We start from the raw sequence: 24303 nt of genomic DNA, 5'->3' as shown, positions 1-24303 counted from the left end.
AAAAAGGGCGCCACGAAGGCGCCCTTTCCGTTACCGCTGTTGCATGAACCTCAGCGCCAGACCTTGATCTGCTCGCCGTCGGTGCGCTGCATCGGCTGGCCCGGCTTGCAGCTGAAGCTGGCGCCGAACGCCGGCAGGTTCGACAGCGGGCCGTTGGTACGCCAGCGACCCGGTGCACGGATGTCGGCGGTCAGGCGGCGTGCGGCCTCGTTCGGCGACAGCTGCTGCGGCCACAGCGCGGCCCAGGCGCGGAAGAAGCCCTGCTGCTGTGCCGGCTTGGCCTTCGGCTCCTGCGCGGTGTACGCGGCCCAGGCCAGCTCCAGGCCGGCGATGTCGGCCAGGTTCTCTTCCTGGGTCAGCGTGCCGTTGACCTTGGCCCCCTTCACGCCAGGGAACTCGTAGGCGCCGTACTGGCTGGCGACACGGGTGCCGAGCAGGGTCCAGGCGGTCTTGTCGGCCGGGGTCCACCAGCTGCGCAGTTCGCCCTTGGCATCGACCAGCGCACCCTTGGCATCGATCGCACGGGTCAGCTCGTGGCCGACCAGGCCGCCGAAGCTGCCGAACTTGTCGGCGGCATCGGCCTTGGCGTTGAACACCGGGCCCTGCAGGATCGCCGCAGTGACGATCAGCCGGTTCTGCGCCAGGTCATAGGCCAGCGACGGCTGCTGCGGCAGCACGTCCCAGCGGCGGTCGGCGTTGCCCTTGCCGATGCGCTTCATTTCCTCGCGGTGGCGCCAGGTGGACGCGATCAGCATGTTGCCGCCGAACGAACCACGGCCCATCGGCTGCACGCTGTAGTCCAGGTCACGCAGCGGGGTGCCGATCTCGATCTTCAGCGCGGCCAGCTTGGCCTGCGCTTCGGTCTTGGCCTCGGCGCTCATCCAGCTGTTGTTCTTGACCGCTTCGATCTGCACTTCACGCACCTTGTCGACGATCCAGGCCGCCTGGCGGCGGTCTTCGGCGGACAGGTAACGGGCTGCGTATTCGCGGCCGACCATCGGGCCAGCGGCCACGTTGATCGCGTCCAGCACGCTTTCCCAGCGCTGCGGCGGCAGGGTTTCACCACGCAGCACGCGGCCACGGAATTCGAACTCCGCATCGCGGTACGCCTTGGACAGGTACGGCGCCATCGAGTCGCCCACGCGCCAGCGCAGGTAGGCCTTCCACTGGTCCGGCTTGAGCTTGGTGACCATGCCGTCGAGCTGCTTGAACAGCGCCGGATCGGCCAGCGACACCAAATCATCGTTGACGCCCTGCGCCTTCAGGAACGCGTCCAGCTGCAGGTTGCGGTAGCGGCTGTTGAGGTCCTTGGTGGAGATCGGCGCGTAGTTGTTGAACGGGTTGTTGATGCCCGCCAGCGACTGCGCATTGCGCGCCAGTTCGGTTTCCAGCGCGATCACCGCCTGCGACTCGGCGTCCAGCTTGGCCGCCGGGGTGCCGGTCAGTGCGAGGATCTGCTTGACGTAGTTGCGATATCGGCCCATCAACGCGACGGTGTCGGCGTCGGTGCGGGTATAGAAGGCCGGATCAGGCAGGCCCATGCCGCCCTGCATGAAGTAACCGATGTGGCGGTCCAGCGCCTTCAGGTCCACGTCCGGACCGAAGTTGAAGGCCACCGGGATGCCGACCTGGTGCAGCGCGGCGATCGAGGCCGGGACATCCTTGGCCTTCTTGATCGCGTTGATGCGGGTCAGCAGCGGTGCGATCGGGTTGGAGCCGTCGGCTTCCACGGCCGCTTCGTCCAGGCCGCTGGCCCAGAAGTCGCCCAGCAGCTTCTGCACGTTGCCCTGCGGCGCCTTCATCGAGGCGTCCAGCAGTTCACGCTGTTGCTGCCGGCTGCGGTCGACCAGCTGGCCCAGTGCGGTGGCGGCGCCGGTCTGCGGCACCGGGTTGGCCTTCAGCCAGCCTGCGTTGGTGGCGTCGTAGAAATCGCTGCACTGCGCACTGACGGCCGGGGCGCGTGGGGCCTTCTTCTTGGCGGCGAACGCATCGTGGGTCGGAACCAGGGTCGCCAGGCTGATGCCCAGGGCGATGGCAAGCGGACGGAAGTTGGGCATGTAGAACGAATCCGTGATGGATTGAGGGCGGGCGAACTATAGCAAGCCGCGCATGGGCAGGGGATGCACGCATCACGGTGGTTCCGCCGGGCATGGCCCGGCGCTACCGGGTGGGTGGCATGGGCACGGGATGCACGCCTGCTGGTGGCTCCTTTGTGCCATGCGCCGCCCAAGGTCGGCCTCTACCAGCGGCTTGGGCGAGCGCCGGCGCCAGTAGAGCCACGCCATGCGTGGCTGCGGCCACCGCGCGGAAAAACAAAGGCCCGGGAAATCCCGGGCCTCTGCAGGCAAGCCGTGGCCTCAGCCGTGGCTTACCAGATCACCACCTGCGAGTCGCCGGTGCGCGACATCGGCGTACCCGGCTTGCACTGGAAGGCCGCGGTGAAGGTCGGCAGGTTCGACGGCGCACCGACGGCACGGAACTGCGCCGGCGCGTGCGGGTCGGTTGCCAGGCGGACCTTGGCGTTCTCCGGGGTGTACTTGGTGCGCCACACGGTGGCCCAGTTGAAGAAGAAGCGCTGATCGCGGGTGAAGCCATCGATCTTCGCGTCTTCCTTGCCGGCCGACGCCTTCTGCAATGCGTCGTAGGCGGTGGCCAGGCCACCCAGGTCGGCGATGTTCTCGCCCAGGGTCAGATGGCCGTTCACGGCCTGGCCGTCGACCTTGTACTGGTCGAACTGCTTGACCAGCTTGCCGGTCAGGCCAGCGAAATTCTTCGAATCGGCTTCAGTCCACCAGTTCTCGAAGTTGCCGGTCGGCCCGAAGCGGCTGCCCTGGTCGTCGTAACCGTGGGTCATTTCGTGGCCGATGACCGCACCGATACCGCCGTAGTTCAGCGCGTCGTCCGCCTTGGCATCGAAGAACGGCGGCTGCAGGATGGCGGCCGGGAACACGATCTCGTTCTGCAGCGGGTTGTAGTAGGCGTTGACCGTCTGCGGGGTCATGCCCCACTCGGTCTTGTCCACCGGCTTGCCGATCTTGGCCAGGTTGTACTGGTAGTTGAACGCGGTGGCCGCGCGCACGTTGCCCAGGTAGCTGTCACGGTTGGTCTGCAGGCCCGACCAGTCACGCCACTTGTCCGGGTAACCGATCTTCGGAGTGAAGGTTTCCCACTTGGCGATGGCCTTGGCCTTGGTCTCTTCGCTCATCCAGGACAGGCCCTGGATGCGTTCCTTCAGCGAAGCGGCCAGGTTCTTCACCAGCTCTTCCATCTTCGCCTTGGCTTCCGGCGAGAAGGCGACCTTCACGTACAGCTGGCCGAAGGCTTCGCCGGCATCGCTCTCGATGGTGCCCAGCACACGCTTCCAGCGCGGCTTCTGTTCCTTCTGGCCATTGAGGGTCTTGCCGTAGAACTCGTAGTTTTCCTGCACGAACGCATCGGCCAGGTACGGCGAGGCGCCGTCCACGGTGTGGAAGCGCAGGTAGGCACGCCACACCGACGGGTCGGTATCGCCCAGCGCCTTGCTCACTTCCTGGTGGAAGGCCGGGATGGCCAGCGAGAACTTCTCCGGCGCGGCCACGTTCTGCGACTTGAAGAACTCGGTCCAGCTGAAGTTCGGGGTCAGCGCATCGGCTTCGGCCAGGCTGACCGGGTGGTAGTACAGCGAGACATCGCGCGACAGCTCGACGCTGGACTTGGATGCCTTGGCCAGGCGGGTCTCGAACTTGACGACTTCTTCAGCCTGCTTTGCGGCATCGGCAGCGGCCACGCCGGACAGCTCCAGCACCTTGGCCACGTGGGCCTGGTAAGCCTTCAGCTTGTCGGCCTTGGACGCATCGGTATAGAAGGTCTTGTCCGGCAGGCCCAGGCCGCCCTGGCTGGCGTAGGCCATGTTCACGGCCGAGTTCTTGAAGTCGGCTTCGGCGCCGAAGCCGAACAGCACGTTCTCGCCCTTGGCGGCGCTGGTGCGCAGGTAGTTGGCGATGGCGGCCTTGTCCTGCAGGCCGTCGATCGCGGCCAGGTCGGCCTTCAGCGGCTCGATGCCCTGGGCGTTGACCTTGGCTTCGTCCATGCCGGTGGCCCACAGGTCGCCGACGATCTTCTCGATGCCGGCCGGGTTCTTGACCTGCGCGACCTGCTCGGCCAGCTGGTGCTGCACGGCCACCGAACGCTCGTCGAGGATGGTGAAGGCGCCCCAGCTGGTGCGGTCGCCCGGAATCTCGTTGGCGGCCAGCCACTTGCCGTTGACGTAGTCGCCGAAGGCGGTGCAGGCGTCAAGGTTGCTGTCCAGATCGCTGGCCTGGAAGGCGTTGTAGGCCGGCAGCTTGCTCTCGTCGAGCTTGTAGGTGGTGGCGGCGTCGGCCGCGGCCGGCGTGGAGGCGGTGGCATCCTTTGCCGGGGTTTCGTTCTTGCCGCAGCCGACCAGCGCGGCCGAAACGGCCAGGGTCAGCAGCACGATCTTGGGAGTACGGGTCACTTGAATGGCCTCCAGGCCGAGTGAGTCAGGGAAGGGCCGGGGGAACGGCCGTGGGCCGAACGATACGCCGCCGGCCCACACTGCAAGGGTGTCGAAGGTCATGGCCGGGCGCAAGGGGGCCTTGCCGGCACCGGAAAAGACAGACCCGGCAAAAGCCGGGTCTGTCGGGGTACTGCATGTGTTGCTGGATCAGAACTTGTAGGTGGCGCCCATGTACATGTAACGGCCGATGTTGTCGTACATCGCCGAACCGACGTCGGAGCCGAAGTAGTTCACCGGCGGATCCTTGTCGAAGGCGTTGTCCACGCCCAGGTAGACGTCGATCTTGTCGCCCGGGAAGCGGTAGCCGAACTGGAAGTTGTGGTAGACGTACGAACCGTTGCGGATCGGGCTGCTCTGGCCCGGGTTGGCCTGGTAGCTCTTGGGCTGCACGCGCAGGTTGCTGCTCACGTAGTTCAGGTCCCACGACGCGCGCCACTGACCCAGCGAGTACTTGGTCTGCAGCGAACCGCGCCAGCGCGGGTCGGTCACCCAGGTGACGTTCTCGTCGTACTCGTTCGGGAAGTCCTGGAAGGCCCATTCACGCGACTGCAGCAGGCGGGTACCGACCAGGCGGATCACCGTGTCGCCCTCGGCGATCTTGAAGCGGTAGTCCATTTCCAGATCGACGCCGACGCGACGCGAGCGCGCCAGGTTTTCGTTCAGTGCAACCCAGCGGCTGATCGAATGTTCCGGGAAGGTGCGGCCGCCCGCATCGGTCTTGCCACCGACCGGTGCGCGCTCGATGAAGCCGCAGAAGCTGTTGTTGATGCCTCCCGGAGAATCCACGCAGCGGGTGGCATTGGTCTGCGCGGTCACTGCACCGATGGCATCCTTCAGGCTGATCCACCAGTAGTCCACCGACATGCCGAAGCCCTGCAGGAAATCAGGCTGCCAGACCAGGCCATAGGTGAAGCTGCGCGCGCGCTCCGGCTTCAGGTTCGGGTTGCCGCCGCTGACACCCGGGCGGGTTGCGGTGTAGGTATCGACCCAGCCCACCGGCACGCCCAGCGCCGAGCAGTTGGCCTGGCGCAGGGCCGGATCCGCTGCCGTATTGGGGCGATTGGAATTGGTGGCCAGGTAGTTGCAGGGATCGTTGACGGTGGCGAAGTTCTCGCTCTGCGGGTTGTACAGTTCGCCGATGCTCGGCGCACGCACCGCCTGCGACAGGGTGCCGCGGGCACGCAGGGACGGAATGATGGTCCAGTCCAGGCCGACCTTCCAGGTGGTGGTCTTGCCGATGCTGCTGTAGTCGGACCAGCGACCGGCAGCGTCCATGGTCAGGTTGTAGATGCCCGGGATGTCGGCCAGCAACGGCACGGTGGCTTCGACGAACGCTTCGCGCACGTCGTACTTGCCCATCCGGTTGGGGATCGCGTTGAGGAAGGTCAGGCCCTGCGCTGCCAGCGGATCAGTGATTTCGCGGCTCTTCTCGCGGCGGTATTCCACGCCACCGGCCACGCCGACGTCACCTGCCGGCAGGCTGAACAGCGAGGCGTTGGCCAGCGAGGCGCTGAACACCGACTGCTGCAGGCGCGAATAGTTGAACGAATCGACGTTCATCCAGTCGCGTGCCGCCTGGGTCACCGCGCCATTGCCGAACACCGAGAACGGCACGCAGCCTTCGCGGGCGAACTGCGAGTACACGCGGTTGCCGTTGTTGGGGTTGGTGGCGTTCGGGTTCAGCGTGGTGCGGCAGACGATCTGGCCGGTGGACGGATCGACCACGGTGTCCAGGCCTGCCTGCCAACGCTCGTTGATGCGGTTGTTGAGGTTCCAGCGCTTGACTTCGCTCTGGCCCCAGTTGCCGTACACGTCGTAGGTCCAGTTCTCGGTCAGGTTGCCTTCCACGCCAAGCACGAAGCGCTGGGTGTTGCGCTCCACGTGCTCGCCGCGCTGGCCGGCATCGACGTTGAAGCGGCTCAGGGTCAACTGGCTGGCGCCGTTGGCGGCCATCAGCGCGCGCAGCTGCGGCGAAACGTAGGCATTGTCACGCTGGATGCGCAGGGTCTGGTCGAACGACGGCTGGGCCAGGAAGTCCGAGACGGTCTCGGTGTACTTGCCTTCGAAGTACAGGCGGTGGTTGTCGGTCAGGTCGAAGTTGACGACCGCATTGACGCTCTTGCGGTCGAAGCCGGGCTGCAGATCGGCGACCGAATTGAGGTCGGCGAAGTCGCAGTTGACGCAGCTGGTGGTGCTCGGCATCACCCCGTCATAGCGCTGCGGGCGGTAGGTGCCATCCGGATTGAACTGGTAGCGGTTGCCCCAGGTCGCCTTGTTGGTGGGCGAGAACGCACCCAGCGTGAAGGTGCCGCCGAAGGAGATCGAGTGGTTGCCACCCGGGCCGCTGAGCACGGTCTGCGGATTGCTTTCGCTGGAGGGCTTGGTCGGGTCGTAGTTGGGGTTCGGCACCGACACCAGGAATTCATTGCCGATCGCGCGGTCGCTGCGGACGAAGCGGTCCTGCTTGCTGTATTCCAGTGCGATCGCGGCGTTGCCGCGGCCGTTGGCGAAATCGGTGCCGGCCGAGGCACTGATGAAGGAGCGGTTGAAGCCGCCTTCACTGGCCATGCCGGTCTGGCCACGCACTTCGGCGCCATCGAACGACTTCTTCATGATGAAGTTGACGACACCGGCCACGGCATCGGCACCGTACACAGCCGAGGCGCCACCGGTGATGACTTCAACGCGCTCGATCCACTCGACCGGAATCGTGTTGACGTCGACTGCCGAGGAGCCGGAGGTCGCGCCGACATGGCGGCGACCATTGACCAGCACCAGCGTACGCGAGGTGCCCATGCCGCGCAGATCCATCAGGCCCACGCCGGCGGTACCGATGAAGCGCGTGGAATTGCCCAGCGTATAGGTCGGGCTCAGCGCCGGCATGCGCGCCATCAGGTCGCCGATGTTGTTGGCGCCGGTGGCACGGATTTCTTCGGCCGTGATGGCGGTGACCGGCGAGGGGGTCACGAAGCCGGTACGCGCGATGCGCGAGCCGGTCACGCTGACGCGGTCCAGGTCGATCGGGTTGTTGCCGGAGCTGGCTTCCTGGGCCAGGGCCGGGGCTGCGGCAGCCATCATCAGGCCGGCGAGCAGGGCGTTGGTCAGCGGGTGGCGACCAGGCGTGCGGTGGTGCGTCATGTGGTGAATCCCCCTAGTGGATGAAGATCGTCCGCATCCCTGCGGTTGTTACGGTCATGTTCATGGTTTGTCCTGACCTTGATCGAACCTAACACGCGCTTAACGGGAAATGCATGGTTTCGTCACACTTTGTCACTCGGAATGTCAACGGCGTACATGAAATTGCAACAAATACAGATGCTTAGTCTCATTTGTGATGTGCCGAATCTGGCGGCACGGGCCATATATGAATGGCCTGTTAAGTCGCACTTTGCGCAAAAAGGTGTCTCGCCAGGACATCGCTTGCCTCCTGCGTGGCGACGGGGGAGTGGTGGGCGGTGAGCGCATTCAGGAGCCATTTGTGTGCCGCGGGGCGTGGTGTCAGCGCTGGCGGTGATCGGCGGTCACGGTGCGCCGCCCGCTTGCCGCAGGCAAAAGAAAAGGGCGGCCGGAGCCGCCCTTTTCATGTGCTGCAATGCTGCGATCAGAACTTGTAGGACACGCGCGCGAAGAACGTGCGGCCGTACCAGTCGTACTGGGATGCGTACAACGGCGTGTTGCCATAACGGGTGCCGGCGGTGTTGGAGATCAGGTCCGGCTCCTTGTCGAACAGGTTGCGCACGCCGACCATGATGTTCCAGTCATCCATGTCGTAGCCGACAGAGACACTGTGGCGGAACTGCCAGCCGGCCTTGATGTCGCGGGTCGCGTTCTGGTAGCCGGAATAGGTGAAGTTCCGGTCCAGGTCCTTGTTCTGGGTGCTGCTGACGTACGTGCCCTGCCAGTTGAACGTCCAGTCACCCCGTTCCAGGCTGACGCTGGCCAGGCCGACGGTCTTCGGCCGGCCGATGTAGCCGACCTGGTCGGAGGTGGTGATACCACTGTCAGAAGCCGAGTCGAACAGCTGGTACGTATCTTCGATGGTGTAGGTGACCTGCGCTTCGGCGGAAATCTTGCCGAAGGAGAAGTCGTTGTCGTAGTTGACCTGGAGGTCGTAGCCGCGGGTGCGCTCGCGGTTGATGTTCACGTATTTGTTGTAGATCGTGGTGATGTTGTTCGGCGCCGACGCGTTGGTCGGGCTGTTGCGCACAATCTGGTCACAGAATGCGTTGGGGAACACCGCCGAGCCGTAGCAGCCGAACACGATGTCGTACTCGTCGAGCTGAGTGATTTCACCGCGCACGTCATAGTCGAAGTAATCCAGCGCCACGTTGAGGTTGGCGAAGGTCGGGCTCCAGACCAGGCCAAGGGTCTTGGCCTTGGACGTTTCCGGCTGCAGGTTGTTCTTGCCGCCGCCACCGGAATAGATGGTGGCGCTACTGCCGCCGCCGCCGGTATAGGTGTCCGGAATGCCGGCCGCTCCGCAGTTGGCTCGGATGAAGGTGTTGTTGCTGTCGCCCCACTGGATGCAGGGGTCGATCTGGGTCTGCGGCAGGAAGCCGGTCTGATCGCCCAGGTACAGCTCGTACAGGCCCGGCGCACGGAACGAGGTGCCCATGGTGCCGCGCACGCGCAGTGACGGGATGATCTGCCAGTTCACGCCGGTCTTCCAGACGTGATCCGAGCCCGGCACCGAGTCGTACTCGAACACGCGGCCGGACAGGTTGACCGACAACGATTCAATGCCCGGGATGCCCTTCAGCAGCGGTACGTCGACTTCGGCGAACGCTTCCTTGACCTTGTCGGTGCCACGGGTCGGGCCGGCAGAGGTGGAATTCCAGGAGCGGTCCGCGAGTGCGAAATCCGACGGCGTGTCATCGATCTTGTACCTGCGGAACTCGACACCGAATGCCGAGGCGACATCGCCGGCGGGCAGGGTGAACAGGTTGCCGCTGAAGATCGCGTTGGCACTGGTCTGATCGTAAGTGGTCTTGCCGGTGTGGTACTGGCCCACGGCGGCAATCAGCTCATTCATGCGGGTGCCGTTGAGGAAGCCCGGATCGAAGTAGTTCACCGGCATGTCGTCGTCGGTATAGACGAGGTCGCCGGCGCGGTCGACATCGATCGACAGCGCGCCGTACTTGCCGGTGGAGCGGCTGAAGCCAGCGTTGACTTCCCAGGTCCAGCTGTCGGTCGACTTGAACTGGCCATCGAACTTGGTGGTGCCGTAGAAGTAGTCGACCGTGATCTTCTGGTCACTCGGGAACGGCATGATGACCTGGAAGTAGTCATCGGCCGCCTCGCTGTAGACCGTTGGGTAGAACTGGCGCCAACTGTGCGCCTTGGTCTCACGGCGGTTGTACAGGAACTGCGTCTTCCAGTTGAAACTGTCGAAGCTGAAGTCAGTGGCGGCGTACAGCGAGGCACGCTCACGCTGATTGATCACTTCCTGGTCGTGGTAGAACGGGAAGTTCAGGACATCCTGGTAGTACGCGGTGCCGCCGTTGGCGTAGGTCGGAGTCGGGCGCGGGCGCGGACGATAGCCCGGGAACGGGCCCACCGTGCTGCCATCGGGCGAGGGCACGTAGCGGATTGCCGGGTTGTTGTAGTTGATGATGGTATTGGCGTACAGGTTGCCGGTGCTGCAGCCTGCCAGGTTGCTGCCGGCCAGGATCGAGCGATCCTCACGGTCGATCCGCTTGCCGTCAGTGCCCCAGACCATGTCTTCGGCGCAGCGGAAGTAATCGCGATCACCCACGGTCAGTGCGTTCAGACGGTCCCACTGCGCAGCCGCCACGACACTGCCCTTGTCGAAGTTCCAGCCGTTGGCGATCGAGGCAGAGAACTGCTCGCCGCCACCATGCTGCGGCACGCTCATGGAGTAGGTCATCTCCGGACGGTCGATGCTCTTCTTGGTGATCAGGTTGACCACGCCGGCAAGCGCATCGGAGCCGTAGATGGAGGAGGAGCCGTCCTTGACGATTTCCAGCCGCTGCAGGATGGCCTGCGGAATGACGTTCAGATCGAACGCGGCGACCTGGCCACGGGTACCGGCCGGGCCGGGACGCTGGCCGTCGAGCAGGATCAGCGTGCGGTTCGCGCCCAGACCACGCAGCGAGACCGTCTGCACACCGGTGCCGCCTTCGACGACGAAGCCGCCGAACTGGTTGTTCATCTGCGTGGAGCCTGCAGCGATCGAAGACGTCTGCAGGAAGTCGGCGGTATCGAACTGACCGGCAGAGATCGCCTTGTCGATCGAGATGACCTGCACCGGCGACGTGGTCTCGTACTCCGGACGCTTGATCAGCGAGCCGGTGACGACGACGGTGTCAAGTTCGGTGGCGCGCTTGGATGCGGGGGTGGTACTTGACGAAGCAGCTTCCTGCTGTGGTGTTTCCTGGGCGAAAGCAGGGGCGACATGTAGACAGGCCAGAACCGCCAAGGTCAGCGGGACGCGGCTCGGCTTGGAGAGGCGAATGACGTTGCGCATTTCGGTAATTTCCCTATTTGTTACGCTTCGGTTAACGGAGTGTATGTTTGCCGTAAAGTAAATGCAAGATGAACGAAGCGTGCCTGTAATGCTTTGATGTTTAAGGGAAATTCACCTTGTGGATGCGAAACGCCCCCGCTGGCGTATGCCAGGCGGGGGCGCTCAGCGACACGATCTAGGGTCAGAGGCCGCCCGGGCCGCAATCCTTCTTCAGGAAGCCTTCGATGAGGCCCAGCGTTTCCCGTTGCTGGCGTGGGTACCACGGCATGCTGTGCTGCTGGTCGGCAATCAGGTGGTACTGCGCAGGCACCTTGTCCTTCACCGCTTCGTAGAAGCCCTGGGCGTGGAAGGAGGGTGTACGCACATCGCGGTCACCCACGAACAGCATCACCGGAATGTTGGCGCTGGCGGTGTTGCGCATCGGATCCATGCCCTTGACCGTCTGCCCTTGCAGGATGCGCTGCAGGCGGTTGTCGCTCCAGCTGGTGCCCAAGCGTGCGAGATCGGTGACCGGAGCGCCGGCAATCGCGCACTGATACGGGCTGCCTGGGCGAACGGTGGCTGCGGCAGCAGCGAAGCCGCCGTAGGAGTAGCCGAAGATCGCGATGCGGTCCTTCGCAGCGAAACCCTGCGACACCAGCCACGCCGCACCGTCATCATTGTCGTCGGACATCTTCTGGCCCCATTCGCGGTCGCCGGCAATCCACAGGTCCCGGCCCAGGCCAGAGGAGCCACGGTACTGCGGGCGAAGCACGGCATATCCGCGAGACGTCAGCAGCGCGACCCAGCCGGATGGATCCCATTGCACGTAGTCACGCGCCCAGGGGCCGCCGTGTGGATGGACGATGGCCGGCGCCGCGGCATCGCCTTCCTTCCAGCCCGCAGGGAGATCCAGGATGGCAGGAATGACCCGTCCGTCGCGTGCCTTGTAGTTCACCCAGCGTTGTTCGCCCACCGTGCCCTTGCTGATCCACGGACGCTCGCTGCCCAGGCTCACCACCTTTTTCCGATCCAGCAGCAGGAAATGGGAGGGCGGTGCATCCGGACCGGTAGCGCGGAACAGGATCCTCGAGAAATCATCGTTGTAGCGGCTGATCTCGATCTGCCTTCCCGGTGCAGCTTGCTTCAGCGTGTCCTGGATCGATTTCAGCGTCGGGTCGACGTAGACCATCTGTTGCGAAGGGCCATCGATGGTGAATCCGACCACTTGATTGAAGGTGCTCGGCTGGGTGCTGAAGACAAGGCTTGCGATGGAGAAGTTCGGATTGGCCAGCACCGGTTCGGGATCGAACTTCTGCGCCTTGGCGTCGTACAGATGTGCCTGCACCTTGTCCGAGAAGAGGTCGGTCAGGACGTAGTACTTGCCGGTGGCATCGTCCACACCAGCCAACTCGACCGTATGCCGGTTGGACAGGCGTGTCAGCAGCGGCTTCTGCAGTACGAACTGCCCGGAGCTCGGATCAAGGATCTGAATCTGCTGGTCGTAATCGCCGCTGACCGGTTCGATCTGGCTCTTGGCGAGCACCTTGCCGCTGCGCGGGTCGAACAACGCAGGCTGGGCGCGGGTGCCGCCGCGGAACAGCAGTTCGGTTTCCTTGGTCTTGAGGTTGTACAGGTAGTAATTGGCGGTCAGCGTTATCTCGCTGAGCTGGCGGATGATGACCCGGTCCGGATCCAGCGGCAGCATGTTGACCAGCGATGCGCTGCCACCCAGTTCCAGGCAGCGCTGGGTCTGTTCGCTCACGCCCAGCTTGCGCGTGTTGTCGGCGAATGCTTCGTTGAAGGTCTTCTGGCTCTGGTCGGTCAGGTAGGTCTTGACCACGAATGTCTTGGTCGCACCCGATACGCTGCCCTCGCCGCACCCCCCAAGCTGCCCGGTCCACTCCTGGCGGCCGACCGCCAGGATCTGGTCGGACTTGAGAGCGCCCACGGCAATGAACTTCATCCGGTCGCCCGAGGGCGTAACCACCTTCGGGGCGCCTCCCATTGCGTCGGTATCCCAGCTGGCCAGCGCAGTTTCTTCCGGGTTGCCCGGAGAGGGGATCAACGCGACCAGATGCTTGCCGTCCGGACTCATCGAGACCGACTGCAACGCTGGCATGCGTGCCAGGTCTTCGATCGGGATGGGAGCGGCGTGTGCCGTGGCGCCGGCCAGGGCCATGGAGAGGGCACCGCACAGGGTGCGAGCGGAAATCACGTGCATGTCTTGTCCTTTTGCTGCGCGTTGATCGGCTGAAGCTGACTGGATTGTGAACAAGGTCGAAAGGTAGCAGATCGATGACCTTCCTTGGCAGTGCCAGCGCCGCTCCCCCTCCCTTGCCGCACCGGTGCCACCCAAAGCAGAAGACCCCGCCGGAGCGGGGTCTTCTGCTGTACGGGAACGCGCTGACGGATCAGTTGTTGCCGAACTCGTACTTGGCCTGCACGTAGATGGCACGGCCATAAGCGTTGTACAGGTAGTTGTTGTACGGCTGGCCGCTGGTGCCGGCGAAGCTGTACCGCTGGTTGTCAGGCATCTTGTTGAACACGTTGTTGACCATCAGCGACAGGGTCAGGTTGTCCATCGCCCGATAGTTCACGCTCAGGTTGTAGGTGGTGTACGAACCCCACTTGCCGGCCTTGTAGCCGGAGCTGTGGACGTAGTCGTAGCCATTGCCCAGGTAGGCCATGTAGTTCGGCGTCTTGCCGATGTAGTTGGCATACAGGGTGGTGGTCCACTTGTCCTTGGCCCAGCCGATCGAACCGTCGGCGCGCACCTTGGCGTACGAGTCGTACACCCACATCGCATACGGGTCGCGCAGCAGGTCCAGGTACTCATCGCCCGGCTGCGGTTGCAGTTCGCGCTTGAGCATGTCGGTGTAGTTGCCGGAGAACTGCAGCGAACCGAAGCGGCCGATGTCCTGTACGTACTTGAAGCTGGCCGTCAGCGCCTGCAGGTTCTGGCTGGCCACGTTCATCTTGGGCGTATAGATCTCATCGAGTACGCCGGAGGCGTCGCGGGTGATCCAGTCGCTGACGTTCTGGCAGCTGGCCGAGGTGTTGTTGGTCTGGCCGTTGCGGCAGTAATACTCGGCCAGCAGCAACTGGTCGGAACTGAGGGTGTTGACCTCGTTCTTGATCTTCCAGTTGTAGTAGTCCACCGACACCGACAGATTGTTGATGGGCGCCCACACGATGCCGGCGTTCCAGACATCGGCGGTGATCGGCTCCAGGTCCGGGTTGCCGGATTGGGTGCCGAACACCGACACGCTGTCATACGGGCAGCCGGTGGTGTTGGCCGGGTCGTAGCCCAGCTGGCCGCAACGGTAGTAGTCGGTGGAGCCGTTGGCGTAGTAGCCGCTGACACCCTGGAAGGCATCGGACAGGGTGGGCGCGCGGAACGCGGTGCCGTACTTGCCACGGAACAGCAGGCTGTCGATCGGACGGAATTCCAGGCCGACGCTGTAGGTCGCCTTGTCGATGGTGTTGCCACCGATCTTGAAGGCATCGTAGCGGCCGGAGCCGGTCACCGTCAGTGATTCCAGCAACGGCATGCGCAGTTCGCTGGTCACCGCGTAGCTGCTGCGATGGCCGGCGCCGGAAACCGCGGTGGTGCCCCACACGCTGCCATCCACCAGGCGGGTATCGGGCGTGTAATCCCAGCCTTCGCTGCCGCCTTCAACCACGACTGCGAAGCCGGCGTCGCCGCCGGGTAGCTTGAACAGCGAGCCATTGGTGACCTGCGCACGCAGCAGGTTCTGCCAGGTGCGGCTCTGGCTGTAGGTGTAGCCGGTGAAGCTCTGGAAATCACCGCTCGGCAGTGGCGAGTAGAACGCTTCCCAGTCCGGGCTGTAGATATTGTACCCGGTGCTGGTGGTGCCCAGCACCGGCCCCAGCACGCGCTGCTCGAAGTAGTCGTTGATCGGATCGTTCCAGCGCACGAAGTTGCGCTCGGTCAACTTGTATTCGCCGCGGGTGAAGCTGGCACTGTAATCCCAGCTGCCGGCCGTGCCGCGGCCGCCGAGCGTGACCTGGTAAGCCTTGTTGCGATCGGTGTTCATGATGTCGCGATAGCCGCCAGCGCCGATGTCCTCCGGCGCGAACACGCGCTGCAGGTTCATGTACTGGCCGCTGTCCTGATCGTAGAAGCGGCCCCAGCCGGAGGAGGTGCCCCACCAGGTGTAGTTCGAGCCTGTGGCGTACTTCACTTCTTCCAGGCTGTAGAGCGCGTCGCCGAACAACTGGAAGTTGTCGTTCACATCGAAGGTCATCGAGCTGTAGATCTGCCCGCTTTCCTTGCCGTTCTTGATGGTCTTGTAGCCGGTGCCATAGACCGAACCGCAGGCCTGGCCGGTCGGCCGGGTGCCGAGCACGGTGGTGCCGTCGAACTGGCCCGCCACGTTGGCGCACAGGTTCGGGTCCATCATGGCGTAGCGGTTGCTGTTGGCCGGCAGCAGCACCAGGAAGTCGTTGGAGACGTACTGGGGGCTGTAGCCGTCGGGATTGTTGACCTTGGTCAGGTCACGCTGATAGCCCCAGATCGGGCTGGTCTTTTCGTACTGCACGTTGACCAGCGCATGGAATCGATCGTCGACACCGTTGAAGCCGCGCGCCGCACTGACGCGTACGCTGTTGCCGCCGCCTTCGGAATAGGCACCGCCACGGACGTTGAGCACACCGCCATCCATGCGCTCCTTGAGGATGATGTTGACCACGCCGGCGATCGCATCCGAACCGTACAGCGAAGACTGGCCGCCGGGCAGGATCTCGATGCGCTCGACGATGTCGATCGGAATGCCGCTGATGTTGTTGAAACTGTCGCTGCCGTTGTACAGCGCCGGATACGAGAGCATCGGGCGGCCGTTGATCAGGTACTTGGTGTAGCCGGGGCTGAGCCCGAACATGCCGGCGGCCTCGGCACCCTGGGTGAACGAAGCGGAGGTCTGCCCGCCCTGCAGGCCGCCGGTCGACAGCGAGGACTGCTGCAGGACGTCGGCGACGCTGGTGAAACCGCGGGTCTGGATGTCCTCGGCGGTGACGGTCAGGACCGGCGTGTGGTTCTCGATCTGCGTCTGCGGGATCAGTGAACCGGTGACGGTGACGCGGTCAAGCTGGGTCGGGCCGGTGTCCTGCGCGTGGGCTGCGCCGGAGGCGAGCAGGGTGCAGATCAGGGCAAGGGTCAGGGGGTGACGCGAAGGCGTGGAGCGATGGCGAGACATGATGGATCCCCGTAATGAGCGATGTCGTCTGGCTGATGTCCTCCCTGACATCTTCATGATGTGTTCAGTTGCAATCCATTCAGCCGGACCGTAACACGACGTTCACGTTGTCAAAACGGTCCCGTCACACGGATGTGCTGCTCATCGGAAGAAAAGTCCTTTGAAATCAGTGCGTAAACGCGATTGTCTGGGAATGTTTCAAAATGTTGCGTTGCGGAACAAAATCGATCGAAGCCGATGTTTCGTATGTAGATCAAGGGCTTGCTGCCTTCGCGGATGCTTTTCTCATTATTTAATTTATGAGACTGGTTTTGATCTTCCGTCTCAATTGATGGGCATGAAAAAGGCCCCGCCGAAGCGGGGCCTTTCCGGGCAGTGCGGGCGCGGCGCTTACTTCCCGCCGAACTCGTACTTGGCCTGCACGTACACGGCACGGCCGTAGGGGTTGTAGATGCTGCTGTTGTACGGTGCGCCGATGTTGCCGGCGTAGCTGTGGGCCTGGCCGTCAGGCATCTTGTTGAACACGTTGTTGACCATCATCGACAGCGTCAGGTTGTCCATCGCCTGGTAATTCACGCTCAGGTTGTAGGTGGTGTACGAGCCCCACTTGCCGGCCTCGTAACCAGACGGATGCACGTAGTCGTAGCCCTTGCCCAGGTACGCCATGCGGTTGGGCGTCTTGCCGATGTAGTTGAAGTACACGGTGGTGGTCCACTTGTCCTTCGCCCAGCCCACCGCACCGTCGGCACGCACCTTGGCGTACTGGTCGTAGTTCCACATCGCGTACGGGTCGCGCAGCAGGTCCAGGTACTCGTCGCCCGGCTGCGGCTGCAGTTCGCGCTTGATCATGTTGGTGTAGTTGCTGGAGAACTGCAGCGCACCGAAGCGGCCGATGTCCTGCACGTACTTGAAGCTGGCCGTGACCGCCTGCAGGTTCTGGCTGGCGATGTTCATCTTCGGCGTATAGATCTGCTCCAGCTTGCCGGTGCCATCGCGGGTGATCCAGTCGCTCACGTTCTGGCAGCTGGCCGAGGTGTTGTTGGTCTGGCCGTTGCGGCAGTAGTACTCGGCCAGCAGCAACTGGTCGGAACTGAGGGTGTTGACCTCGTTCTTGATCTTCCAGTTGTAGTAGTCCACCGACAGCGAGAGGTTGTTGATGGGCGCCCACACGATGCCGGCGTTCCAGACGTCGGCGGTGATCGCTTCCAGCTCGGGGTTGCCGGACTGCTCACCGAACACTGATTCGTTGGCATACGGGCAGCCAACCGTGTCGCTCGGGTTGAAGCCGAGCTGGCCACAGCGGTAGTAGTCGACCGAGCCGTTGGCGTAGTACCCGCTGCGGCCCTGGAAGGCATCGGACAGGCTGGGCGCGCGGAAGGCGGTGCCGTACTTGCCGCGGAACAGCAGGCTTTCAATGGGACGGAATTCCACGCCGATGCTGTAGGTCGATTTGTCGACGGTCTTGTCGGCGATCTTGAACGCGTCGTAGCGGCCCGAGGCGGTCACGGTCAACGACTCCAGCAGCGGCATGCGCAGTTCGCTGGTCAGCGCGTAGTTGCTGCGATGGCCGGCGCCGGCCACCGAGGTGGTGCCCCAGACGCTGCCATCAAGCAGGCGCTGGTCGGGGGTATAGGACCAGCCTTCGCTGCCCGCTTCGGCCACCACTGCCAGGCCCGCATCGCCACCGGGCAGCTTGAACAGCGAACCATTGGTGATCTGCGCGCGTCCCAGGTTCTGCCAGGTGCGGCTCTTGTTGTAGGTGAAGCCGGTGAAGGTCTGGAAATCGCCGGCCGGCAGCGGCGAATAGAACGCGCCCCAGTTCGGGTTGTAGATGTTGTAGCCGTCGTCGGTGACGCCCAGCACCGGACCCAGCACGCGGTCTTCGAAGTAGCTGTCGATCTCGTTGGCCCAGCGCGCGAAGCTGCGCTCGGTCAGCTTGTACTCGCCACGGCTGAAGCTGGCGCTGTAATCCCAGTTGCCGACGTTGCCGCGCCCGCCCAGCGTGATCTGGTAGGCCTTGTTGCGATCAGTGCTCATGGTGTCGCGGTAGCCGGCCGGGCTGATGTCCTCCGGCGCGAACGCGCGCTGCAGGTTCATGTATTCGCCACTGGCCTGGTCGACGAACGCACCGAAGCCGACATCGCTGCCCCAGAAGGCGTAGCCCGAACCCGAGTTGTACTGCACTTCTTCCAGGCTGTAGAGCGCGTCTGCGAACAGCTGGAAGTTGTCGTTGACGTCAAAGGACATCGACGAATAGATCTGGCTGCTTTCCTTGCCGTTCTTCAGCGTCTTGTAGCCGGCACTGAAGGGCGAGCCACAGGATTCGCCGGTGGCACGCGTGCCCAGTACGGTGGTGCCGCCGAACTGGCCGGCCACGTTGGCGCAGCGGCTCGGGTCCATCATCACGTAGGCGTTCTGCTGGTCCGGCAGGTACACCAGGAAGTCGTTGGTCGGAACCTGCGGCGTGTAGCCTTTGGTGTTGTTCTGCTTGGTCAGGTCGCGCTGGTAACCCCAGATCGGGCTGCTCTTCTCGTACTGCACGTTGACCAACGCGTGGAAGCGATCATCGAAGGCGTTGAAGCCATGCGCGCCGCTGACGCGGAAATCGTTGCCGCCACCCTCGGTGTAGGCGCCGCCGCGCACGTTCAGCACGCCGCCGTCCATGCGGTCCTTGAGGATGATGTTGACCACGCCGGCGATTGCATCCGAGCCGTACAGCGACGACTGGCCGCCGGGCAGGATCTCGATGCGCTCGACGATGTCGATCGGGATGCCGCTGAGGTTGTTGAAGGTATCGCTGCCGTTGTAGAGGGCAGGGTAGGACAGCATCGGCCGTCCGTTGATCAGGTACTTGGTGTAGCTCGGGCTGAGGCCGAACATGCCCGAGGCTTCAGCGCCCTGGGTGAACGACGCGGAGGTCTGGCCGCCCTGCAGGCCGCCGGTGGTCAGCGAGTTCTGCTGCAGCACCTCGGCAACGCTGGTGAAGCCACGGGTCTGGATGTCCTCGGCGGTGACGGTCAGGACCGGCGTGTGGTTCTCGATCTGCGTCTGCGGGATCAGTGAGCCGGTGACGGTCACGCGTCCGAGATCGGTGGGAGTGTTGTCCTGGGCGAGCGCGATCGCGCTGCTGCTGGCCAGGATCAGGCCGCTGAGGACGGCGCGGGTGAGCGGGTGACGCGGGAAGCCATTGCGAGACATGCGGTACTCCGTGTGGTCGTGAGAAACGCGTTTTCCCTTTCCTGGGAACTCATGGATGGTTCAGCAGCCGGTGGACGCAGAAAGGCGGCGTTTTTCGAACGTAACACACGCTTAACTTGTTTTTCGCGGGCTTGTCGCGCTCTCGCAATGGCTTGTCGGGAGTTAATAAAAAATTCTTTAAAAACAATTGATTGCAATATTGGTACGAATTTGCCGAGTTTGGCTTAATGAATATCCAGTAAATGTGCGGGCATTTAACAATCGAGATGTTCCCGCGGCGATCGCCGCACATGCCGCGCCAAAAAAAAAAAGGCCCCGCCGAAGCGGGGCCTGGTCCGGAATCAAACCCGGAAATCGACGGGATTACTTGCCGAAGTCGTACTTGGCCTGCACGTACACGGTGCGGCCGTAGACGTTGTACAGGTAGTTGTTGAACGGCGTGCCGGAGGTACCCTGGTAGCTGTGAGCCTGCTGCTCGGGCATCTTGTTGAACACGTTGTTGACCATCAGCGACAGGGTCAGGTCATCCTGCACGCGGTAGTTCACGCTCAGGTTGTAAGTGGTGTACGAAGCCCACTTGCCTGCCTTGTAACCCGACGCACCATGGGTGTACTCGTAGCCGTTCAGGCCCGCCAGGTAGTTCGGGGTGTGGCCGATGTAGTTCGCGTACAGCGTGGTGGTCCACTTGTCCAGCGACCAGGCCACCGACGCGTCGGAACGGACCTTGGCGTAGCTGTCGTAGTTCCACATCGACTTCGGGTTGCCCAGCAGGTCCTGGAAGTCCTCGCCCGGCTGCGCCTGCACTTCACGCTTCAGCATGTTGGTGTAGTTGCCCGAGAACTGCAGCGAACCGAAGCGGCCGATGTCCTGCAGGTACTTGAAGCCGACGGTCACGGCCTGCAGGTTCTGGCGGGCCACGTTCATCTTCGGGGTGTACAGCGAGCTCAGGTTGCCGGCCGAATCGCGCACGACCCAGTCAGCCACGTTCTGGCAGGTGGCCGAGGAGCCGTTCGGCAGGCCGTTGCGGCAGTAGTACTCGGCCAGCAGCAGCTGGTCGGTGCTGGCCGTATCGACTTCGTTCTCGATCTTCCAGTTGTAGTAGTCGGCCGAGATCGACAGGTTCGCCATCGGCGCCCAGACGATGCCCGCGTTCCAGACGTCGGCGGTGATCGGCTCCAGGTCCGGGTTGCCGGCACGCTCGGAGTAGACCGAGACGCTGTCCGCGTAGCGGCAGGCGTCGGTGTTGCCCGGCACGTAGCCCAGCTCACCGCAACGGTAGTAATCGGTGGAGTTGGCTGCGTAATAGCCGCTGCGGCCCTGGAACGCGTCGGGCAGGGTCGGCGCGCGGAAGGCGGTGCCGTACTTGCCGCGGAACAGCAGGCTTTCGATCGGACGGAACTCGACACCCACGCTGTAGGTGGCCTTGTCGACGGTGTTGTCGGCGATCTTGAAGGCGTCATAGCGACCGGAAGCGGTCACCGTCAGCGACTCCAGCAGCGGCATGCGCAGCTCGCTGGTCACCGCGTAGTTGCTGCGATGGCCGTTGCCGGCAACAGCCGACGAGCCCCACACGTCGCCGTCCAGCAGGCGCTGGTCGGGGCTGTAGTCCCAACCTTCGCTGCCGCCTTCGACGACCACGGCCAGGCCGGCATCACCGCCCGGCAGCGAGAACAGCGAGCCGTTGGTGACCTGCGCGCGTGCCAGGTTCTGCCAGGTGCGGCTGTGGTTGGTGGTGTAACCGGTGAAGCCAGCGAAATCTTCCGGCGAGATCGGCGAGTAGAACGCGCCCCAGTTGGTGTTGTAGATGCCGAAGCCATCCTGGGTGCCCAGCTGCGGGCCCAGCACCTTGTCGGCGAAGTAGCTGTTGATGGCATTGCCGAAGCGCTGGAACTTGCTCTCATCCAGGCGGTATTCGCCACGGGTGAAGCTCAGGCTGTAGTCCCAGTTGCCGACCGCACCCTTGCCGCCCAGGGTGACCTGGTAGGCACGGCTCTTGTCGTTGTTCAGGATGCCCTTGTAGCCTTCGCCGCCGATGTCTTCCGGAGCGAACGCGCGCTGCAGGTTGACCAGCTTGCCGGAGGCTTGGTCATAGAAGCCACCCATGGTGCTCTTGGTGCCCCACCAGAGGTAGTTCGAGCCCGAGGTGTATTCGGTCTTTTCCTTGCTGTACAGCACGTCGGCGAACAGCTGGAAGTTGTCGTTCACGTCGAAGGTCATCGACGAGTAGAACTGGCCGCTGTCCTTGCCGTTCTTCAGGGTCTTGTAGCCGGCGCCGAAGACCGAGCCGCAGGACTGGCCCGTCGGGCGGTTCGCCAGCACGGTGGTGCCGTCGAACTGGCCGGCAACGTTGGCGCAGTTGCTCGGGTCCATCATGTACAGCGCATTGGTCTTGGCGTCGATGACGGCGAAGTCGTTCGACGGCAGCTGCGCGGTGTAGCCGTTCGCGTTGTTCTGCTTGGTCAGGTCACGCTGGTAGCCCCAGATCGGGTTGCTGCTTTCGATCTGTACGTTGACCAGTGCATTGAAGCGGTCGTCCAGCGCCGAGAAGCCGTGTGCACCGCTGACGCGGAAGCTGTTGCCACCGCCTTCGGTGGAGGTGCCGCCACGCACGGAGAGGCTGCCGCCTTCCATGTGGTCCTTCAGGATGATGTTGACCACGCCGGCGATCGCATCCGAACCGTACAGGGAGGACTGGCCACCCGGCAGGACTTCGATGCGCTCGACGATGTCGATCGGAATGCCGCTGATGTTGTTGAACGCGTCGCCGCCGTTGTACAGCGCCGGGTAGGACATCATCGGGCGGCCGTTGATCAGGTACTTGGTGTAACCCGGATTCAGGCCGAACATGCCAGCGGCTTCAGCGCCCTGGGTGAACGAAGCGGAGGTCTGGCCACCCTGGATGCCGCCGGTGGTCAGCGAGGACTGCTGCAGCACCTCGGCGACGCTGTTGAAGCCGCGCGACTGGATGGCTTCAGCGCTGATGGTCATGACCGGGGTCTGGGTCTCGACCTGGGTCTGCGGGATCAGCGAGCCGGTGACGGTGATCTTGTCCAGATTGGTGGCCTTGTCCTGGGCCATTGCCGGCGAGGCGGCAACCAGGGCGGAGATCAAGGCGACAGCGAGGGTGTTGCGACGTGCGGAATTGCGAAGGTCTTTCATGTAGTTCCGTTCAGAGAGCAAATACGAGTACGGCACTGCGCATGCGCCATCGTGCGTGCCGTAGATCCAGCAACGCAGCCCAAAACCAGTGCTTAGCGAACGTAACATGAACTTAACAATCTGTGCACGAATCTGTAGCAATCCTGAATTTCAGTCAGCGTACGTCCAGCTAGTATGATGTTGGGTTCTTCTTGTCGATTCACCCGGAGCCCGCAGTGAACAGTTCTTCCCGTCGTCCGCATGCCAGCCAGGTGCAGAAGGGACTGGCGCCGCATGCGCGCATCCGCAACGTGATCGCGGTGGGCTCGGGAAAGGGTGGCGTGGGCAAGTCGACCACGGCGGTCAACCTGGCCGTCGCACTGCAGCAGCTGGGGGCGCGCGTAGGCGTGCTTGATGCCGATATCTACGGCCCCAGCGTGCCGGCGATGCTCGGCCTGTCCGGTCGCCCGGAAAGCCCGGACAACAAGAGCATCGAGCCGATGCGGGCCTTCGGCGTGGACACCATGTCGATCGGTTATCTGGTCGAGGATGAAACGCCGCTGATCATGCGCGCACCGCGCGCGACGGCGGCGTTGACCCAGCTGTTCGAAGACACGCTGTGGGACGACCTGGACTATCTGCTGATCGATCTGCCGCCGGGCACCGGCGACATCCAGCTGACCCTGGTGCAGAAGATCCCGCTGGCCGGCGCGGTGATCGTCACCACGCCGCAGGACATCGCTACGCTGGATGCGAAGAAGGCGCTGAAGATGTTCGAGAAGGTCGAGGTGCCGGTGCTGGGCGTGGTCGAAAACATGGCCGTGCATACCTGCAGCAACTGCGGGCATGTGGAGCATCTGTTCGGCGAAGGTGGTGGCGAGCGCATGGCGGCGCAGTACGGCGTGCCGCTGCTGGGGTCGCTGCCGCTGCAGATCGGCATCCGCGAGCAGGGCGATGCCGGTACCCCGATCACCGCCGCGCAGCCGGAATCGGCGGCGGCCCAGGCCTACCACCGTGCCGCCCAGCGTCTGGTCGAGGAAGTGGGCAAGCGCCCGCGCGCTTCGATCCCGATCCTGTCCTCGCTGCTGTAAGGGCCCGCTGGGGGCTGCGGCGGCGACGCCCGGCCCCCTGCTAGAATCCTCGCGCCCCCTCGCACCCAGGACAGAGCATGAGCATCAAGAGTGACCGTTGGATCCGCCGGATGTCCGAACAGCACGGCATGATCGAGCCGTATGAGGCCGGGCAGGTCAAGCAGGCCAACGGCGAGCGCATCGTCAGCTACGGCACTTCCAGCTACGGCTACGACGTGCGCTGCTCGCGCGAGTTCAAGGTGTTCACCAACATCAACTCGACGATCGTGGACCCCAAGCATTTCGATCCGGGCAGCTTCGTCGATATCGTCGGTGACGAGTGCATCATTCCGCCGAACAGCTTCGCGCTGGCGCGCACGGTCGAGTATTTCCGCATTCCGCGCGACACCCTGGTGGTGTGCCTGGGCAAGAGCACCTATGCGCGCTGCGGCATCATCGTCAACGTGACCCCGCTGGAGCCGGAGTGGGAAGGCCACGTGACCCTGGAATTCAGCAACACCACGCCGCTGCCGGCGCGCATCTACGCCAACGAAGGCGTGGCGCAGATGCTGTTCTTCCAGTCCGATGAAGTGTGCGAGACCTCGTACAAGGATCGCGGCGGCAAGTACCAGGGCCAGACCGGCGTGACCCTGCCGCGCACCTGACAGCTTGCGTCAGCGCGTATCGGTAGCGCCG

10 protein-coding genes are annotated in these 24303 nt (G+C 63.6%); 2 read left to right on the top strand and 8 right to left on the bottom strand.

What is annotated here, in order from left to right; genetic code table 11:
- Nucleotides 1-50 precede the first annotated feature (50 nt).
- From CR918_RS13010 to CR918_RS12975, 8 genes are all read right to left on the bottom strand, one after another.
- Nucleotides 51-2057 (bottom strand): M13 family metallopeptidase, encoded by a 2007-nt coding sequence (locus tag CR918_RS13010; protein WP_099843209.1) that lies wholly within the window; start codon nucleotides 2055-2057, stop codon nucleotides 51-53.
- Nucleotides 2058-2368: 311 nt separating this feature from the next.
- Complete coding sequence (locus tag CR918_RS13005) at nucleotides 2369-4474, bottom strand: M13 family metallopeptidase (RefSeq protein ID WP_025876101.1); 2106 nt, start codon at nucleotides 4472-4474, stop codon at nucleotides 2369-2371.
- A gap of 189 nt (nucleotides 4475-4663) precedes the next feature.
- A complete protein-coding gene (locus tag CR918_RS13000; protein ID WP_415847037.1) occupies nucleotides 4664-7594 on the bottom strand; it encodes a TonB-dependent receptor domain-containing protein in 2931 nt (976 codons plus the stop codon).
- A 523-nt stretch (nucleotides 7595-8117) separates the two neighbouring features.
- Nucleotides 8118-11003: a TonB-dependent receptor domain-containing protein gene (locus CR918_RS12995; protein WP_025876105.1), complete on the bottom strand. Its 2886-nt coding sequence runs from the start codon at nucleotides 11001-11003 to the stop codon at nucleotides 8118-8120.
- A 181-nt stretch (nucleotides 11004-11184) separates the two neighbouring features.
- Nucleotides 11185-13206, bottom strand: coding sequence for an alpha/beta hydrolase family protein (locus tag CR918_RS12990; RefSeq protein WP_099843205.1), 2022 nt, complete (start codon nucleotides 13204-13206; stop codon nucleotides 11185-11187).
- 190 nt (nucleotides 13207-13396) lie between these two features.
- Nucleotides 13397-16201 carry a TonB-dependent receptor domain-containing protein gene (locus CR918_RS12985; protein WP_099843203.1) on the bottom strand — a complete coding sequence of 935 codons (2805 nt, stop codon included), beginning with the start codon at nucleotides 16199-16201 and terminating at the stop codon, nucleotides 13397-13399.
- 390 nt (nucleotides 16202-16591) lie between these two features.
- Nucleotides 16592-19399 (bottom strand): TonB-dependent receptor domain-containing protein, encoded by a 2808-nt coding sequence (locus CR918_RS12980; protein WP_059064743.1) that lies wholly within the window; start codon nucleotides 19397-19399, stop codon nucleotides 16592-16594.
- Between the two features lie 363 nt (nucleotides 19400-19762).
- Nucleotides 19763-22558, bottom strand: a complete 2796-nt coding sequence (locus tag CR918_RS12975; RefSeq protein WP_099784946.1) for a TonB-dependent receptor plug domain-containing protein — start codon at nucleotides 22556-22558, stop codon at nucleotides 19763-19765.
- Nucleotides 22559-22773: 215 nt separating this feature from the next.
- Between CR918_RS12975 and apbC the strand changes: the two genes are divergently transcribed.
- Entirely contained in the window at nucleotides 22774-23628 is an 855-nt protein-coding gene (gene apbC, locus CR918_RS12970) for an iron-sulfur cluster carrier protein ApbC (protein ID WP_025876115.1), read from the top strand.
- A 77-nt stretch (nucleotides 23629-23705) separates the two neighbouring features.
- Nucleotides 23706-24272 (top strand): dCTP deaminase, encoded by a 567-nt coding sequence (gene dcd / locus CR918_RS12965; RefSeq protein WP_025876117.1) that lies wholly within the window; start codon nucleotides 23706-23708, stop codon nucleotides 24270-24272.
- Nucleotides 24273-24303: the final 31 nt, after the last annotated feature.

The sequence above is a fragment of the Stenotrophomonas indicatrix genome, assembly GCF_002750975.1.
GTDB classification, from domain to species: Bacteria; Pseudomonadota; Gammaproteobacteria; order Xanthomonadales; family Xanthomonadaceae; genus Stenotrophomonas; species Stenotrophomonas indicatrix.
The sequence above is the reverse complement of the archived record's forward strand: the minus strand, read 5'-3'. Positions and strand labels throughout refer to the sequence as shown.

Excerpts from the sequence above, each read along its gene's own strand:
- CR918_RS12980 (WP_059064743.1), bottom strand. The coding sequence starts at position 19,399 with ATGTCTCGCAATGGCTTCCCGCGTCACCCGCTCACCCGCGCCGTCCTC.
- CR918_RS12990 (WP_099843205.1), bottom strand. The coding sequence starts at position 13,206 with ATGCACGTGATTTCCGCTCGCACCCTGTGCGGTGCCCTCTCCATGGCC.
- CR918_RS13000 (WP_415847037.1), bottom strand. The coding sequence starts at position 7,594 with ATGATGGCTGCCGCAGCCCCGGCCCTGGCCCAGGAAGCCAGCTCCGGC.
- dcd (WP_025876117.1), top strand. The coding sequence starts at position 23,706 with ATGAGCATCAAGAGTGACCGTTGGATCCGCCGGATGTCCGAACAGCAC.
- CR918_RS12995 (WP_025876105.1), bottom strand. The coding sequence starts at position 11,003 with ATGCGCAACGTCATTCGCCTCTCCAAGCCGAGCCGCGTCCCGCTGACC.
- CR918_RS12975 (WP_099784946.1), bottom strand. The coding sequence starts at position 22,558 with ATGAAAGACCTTCGCAATTCCGCACGTCGCAACACCCTCGCTGTCGCC.
- CR918_RS13010 (WP_099843209.1), bottom strand. The coding sequence starts at position 2,057 with ATGCCCAACTTCCGTCCGCTTGCCATCGCCCTGGGCATCAGCCTGGCG.
- CR918_RS12985 (WP_099843203.1), bottom strand. The coding sequence starts at position 16,201 with ATGTCTCGCCATCGCTCCACGCCTTCGCGTCACCCCCTGACCCTTGCC.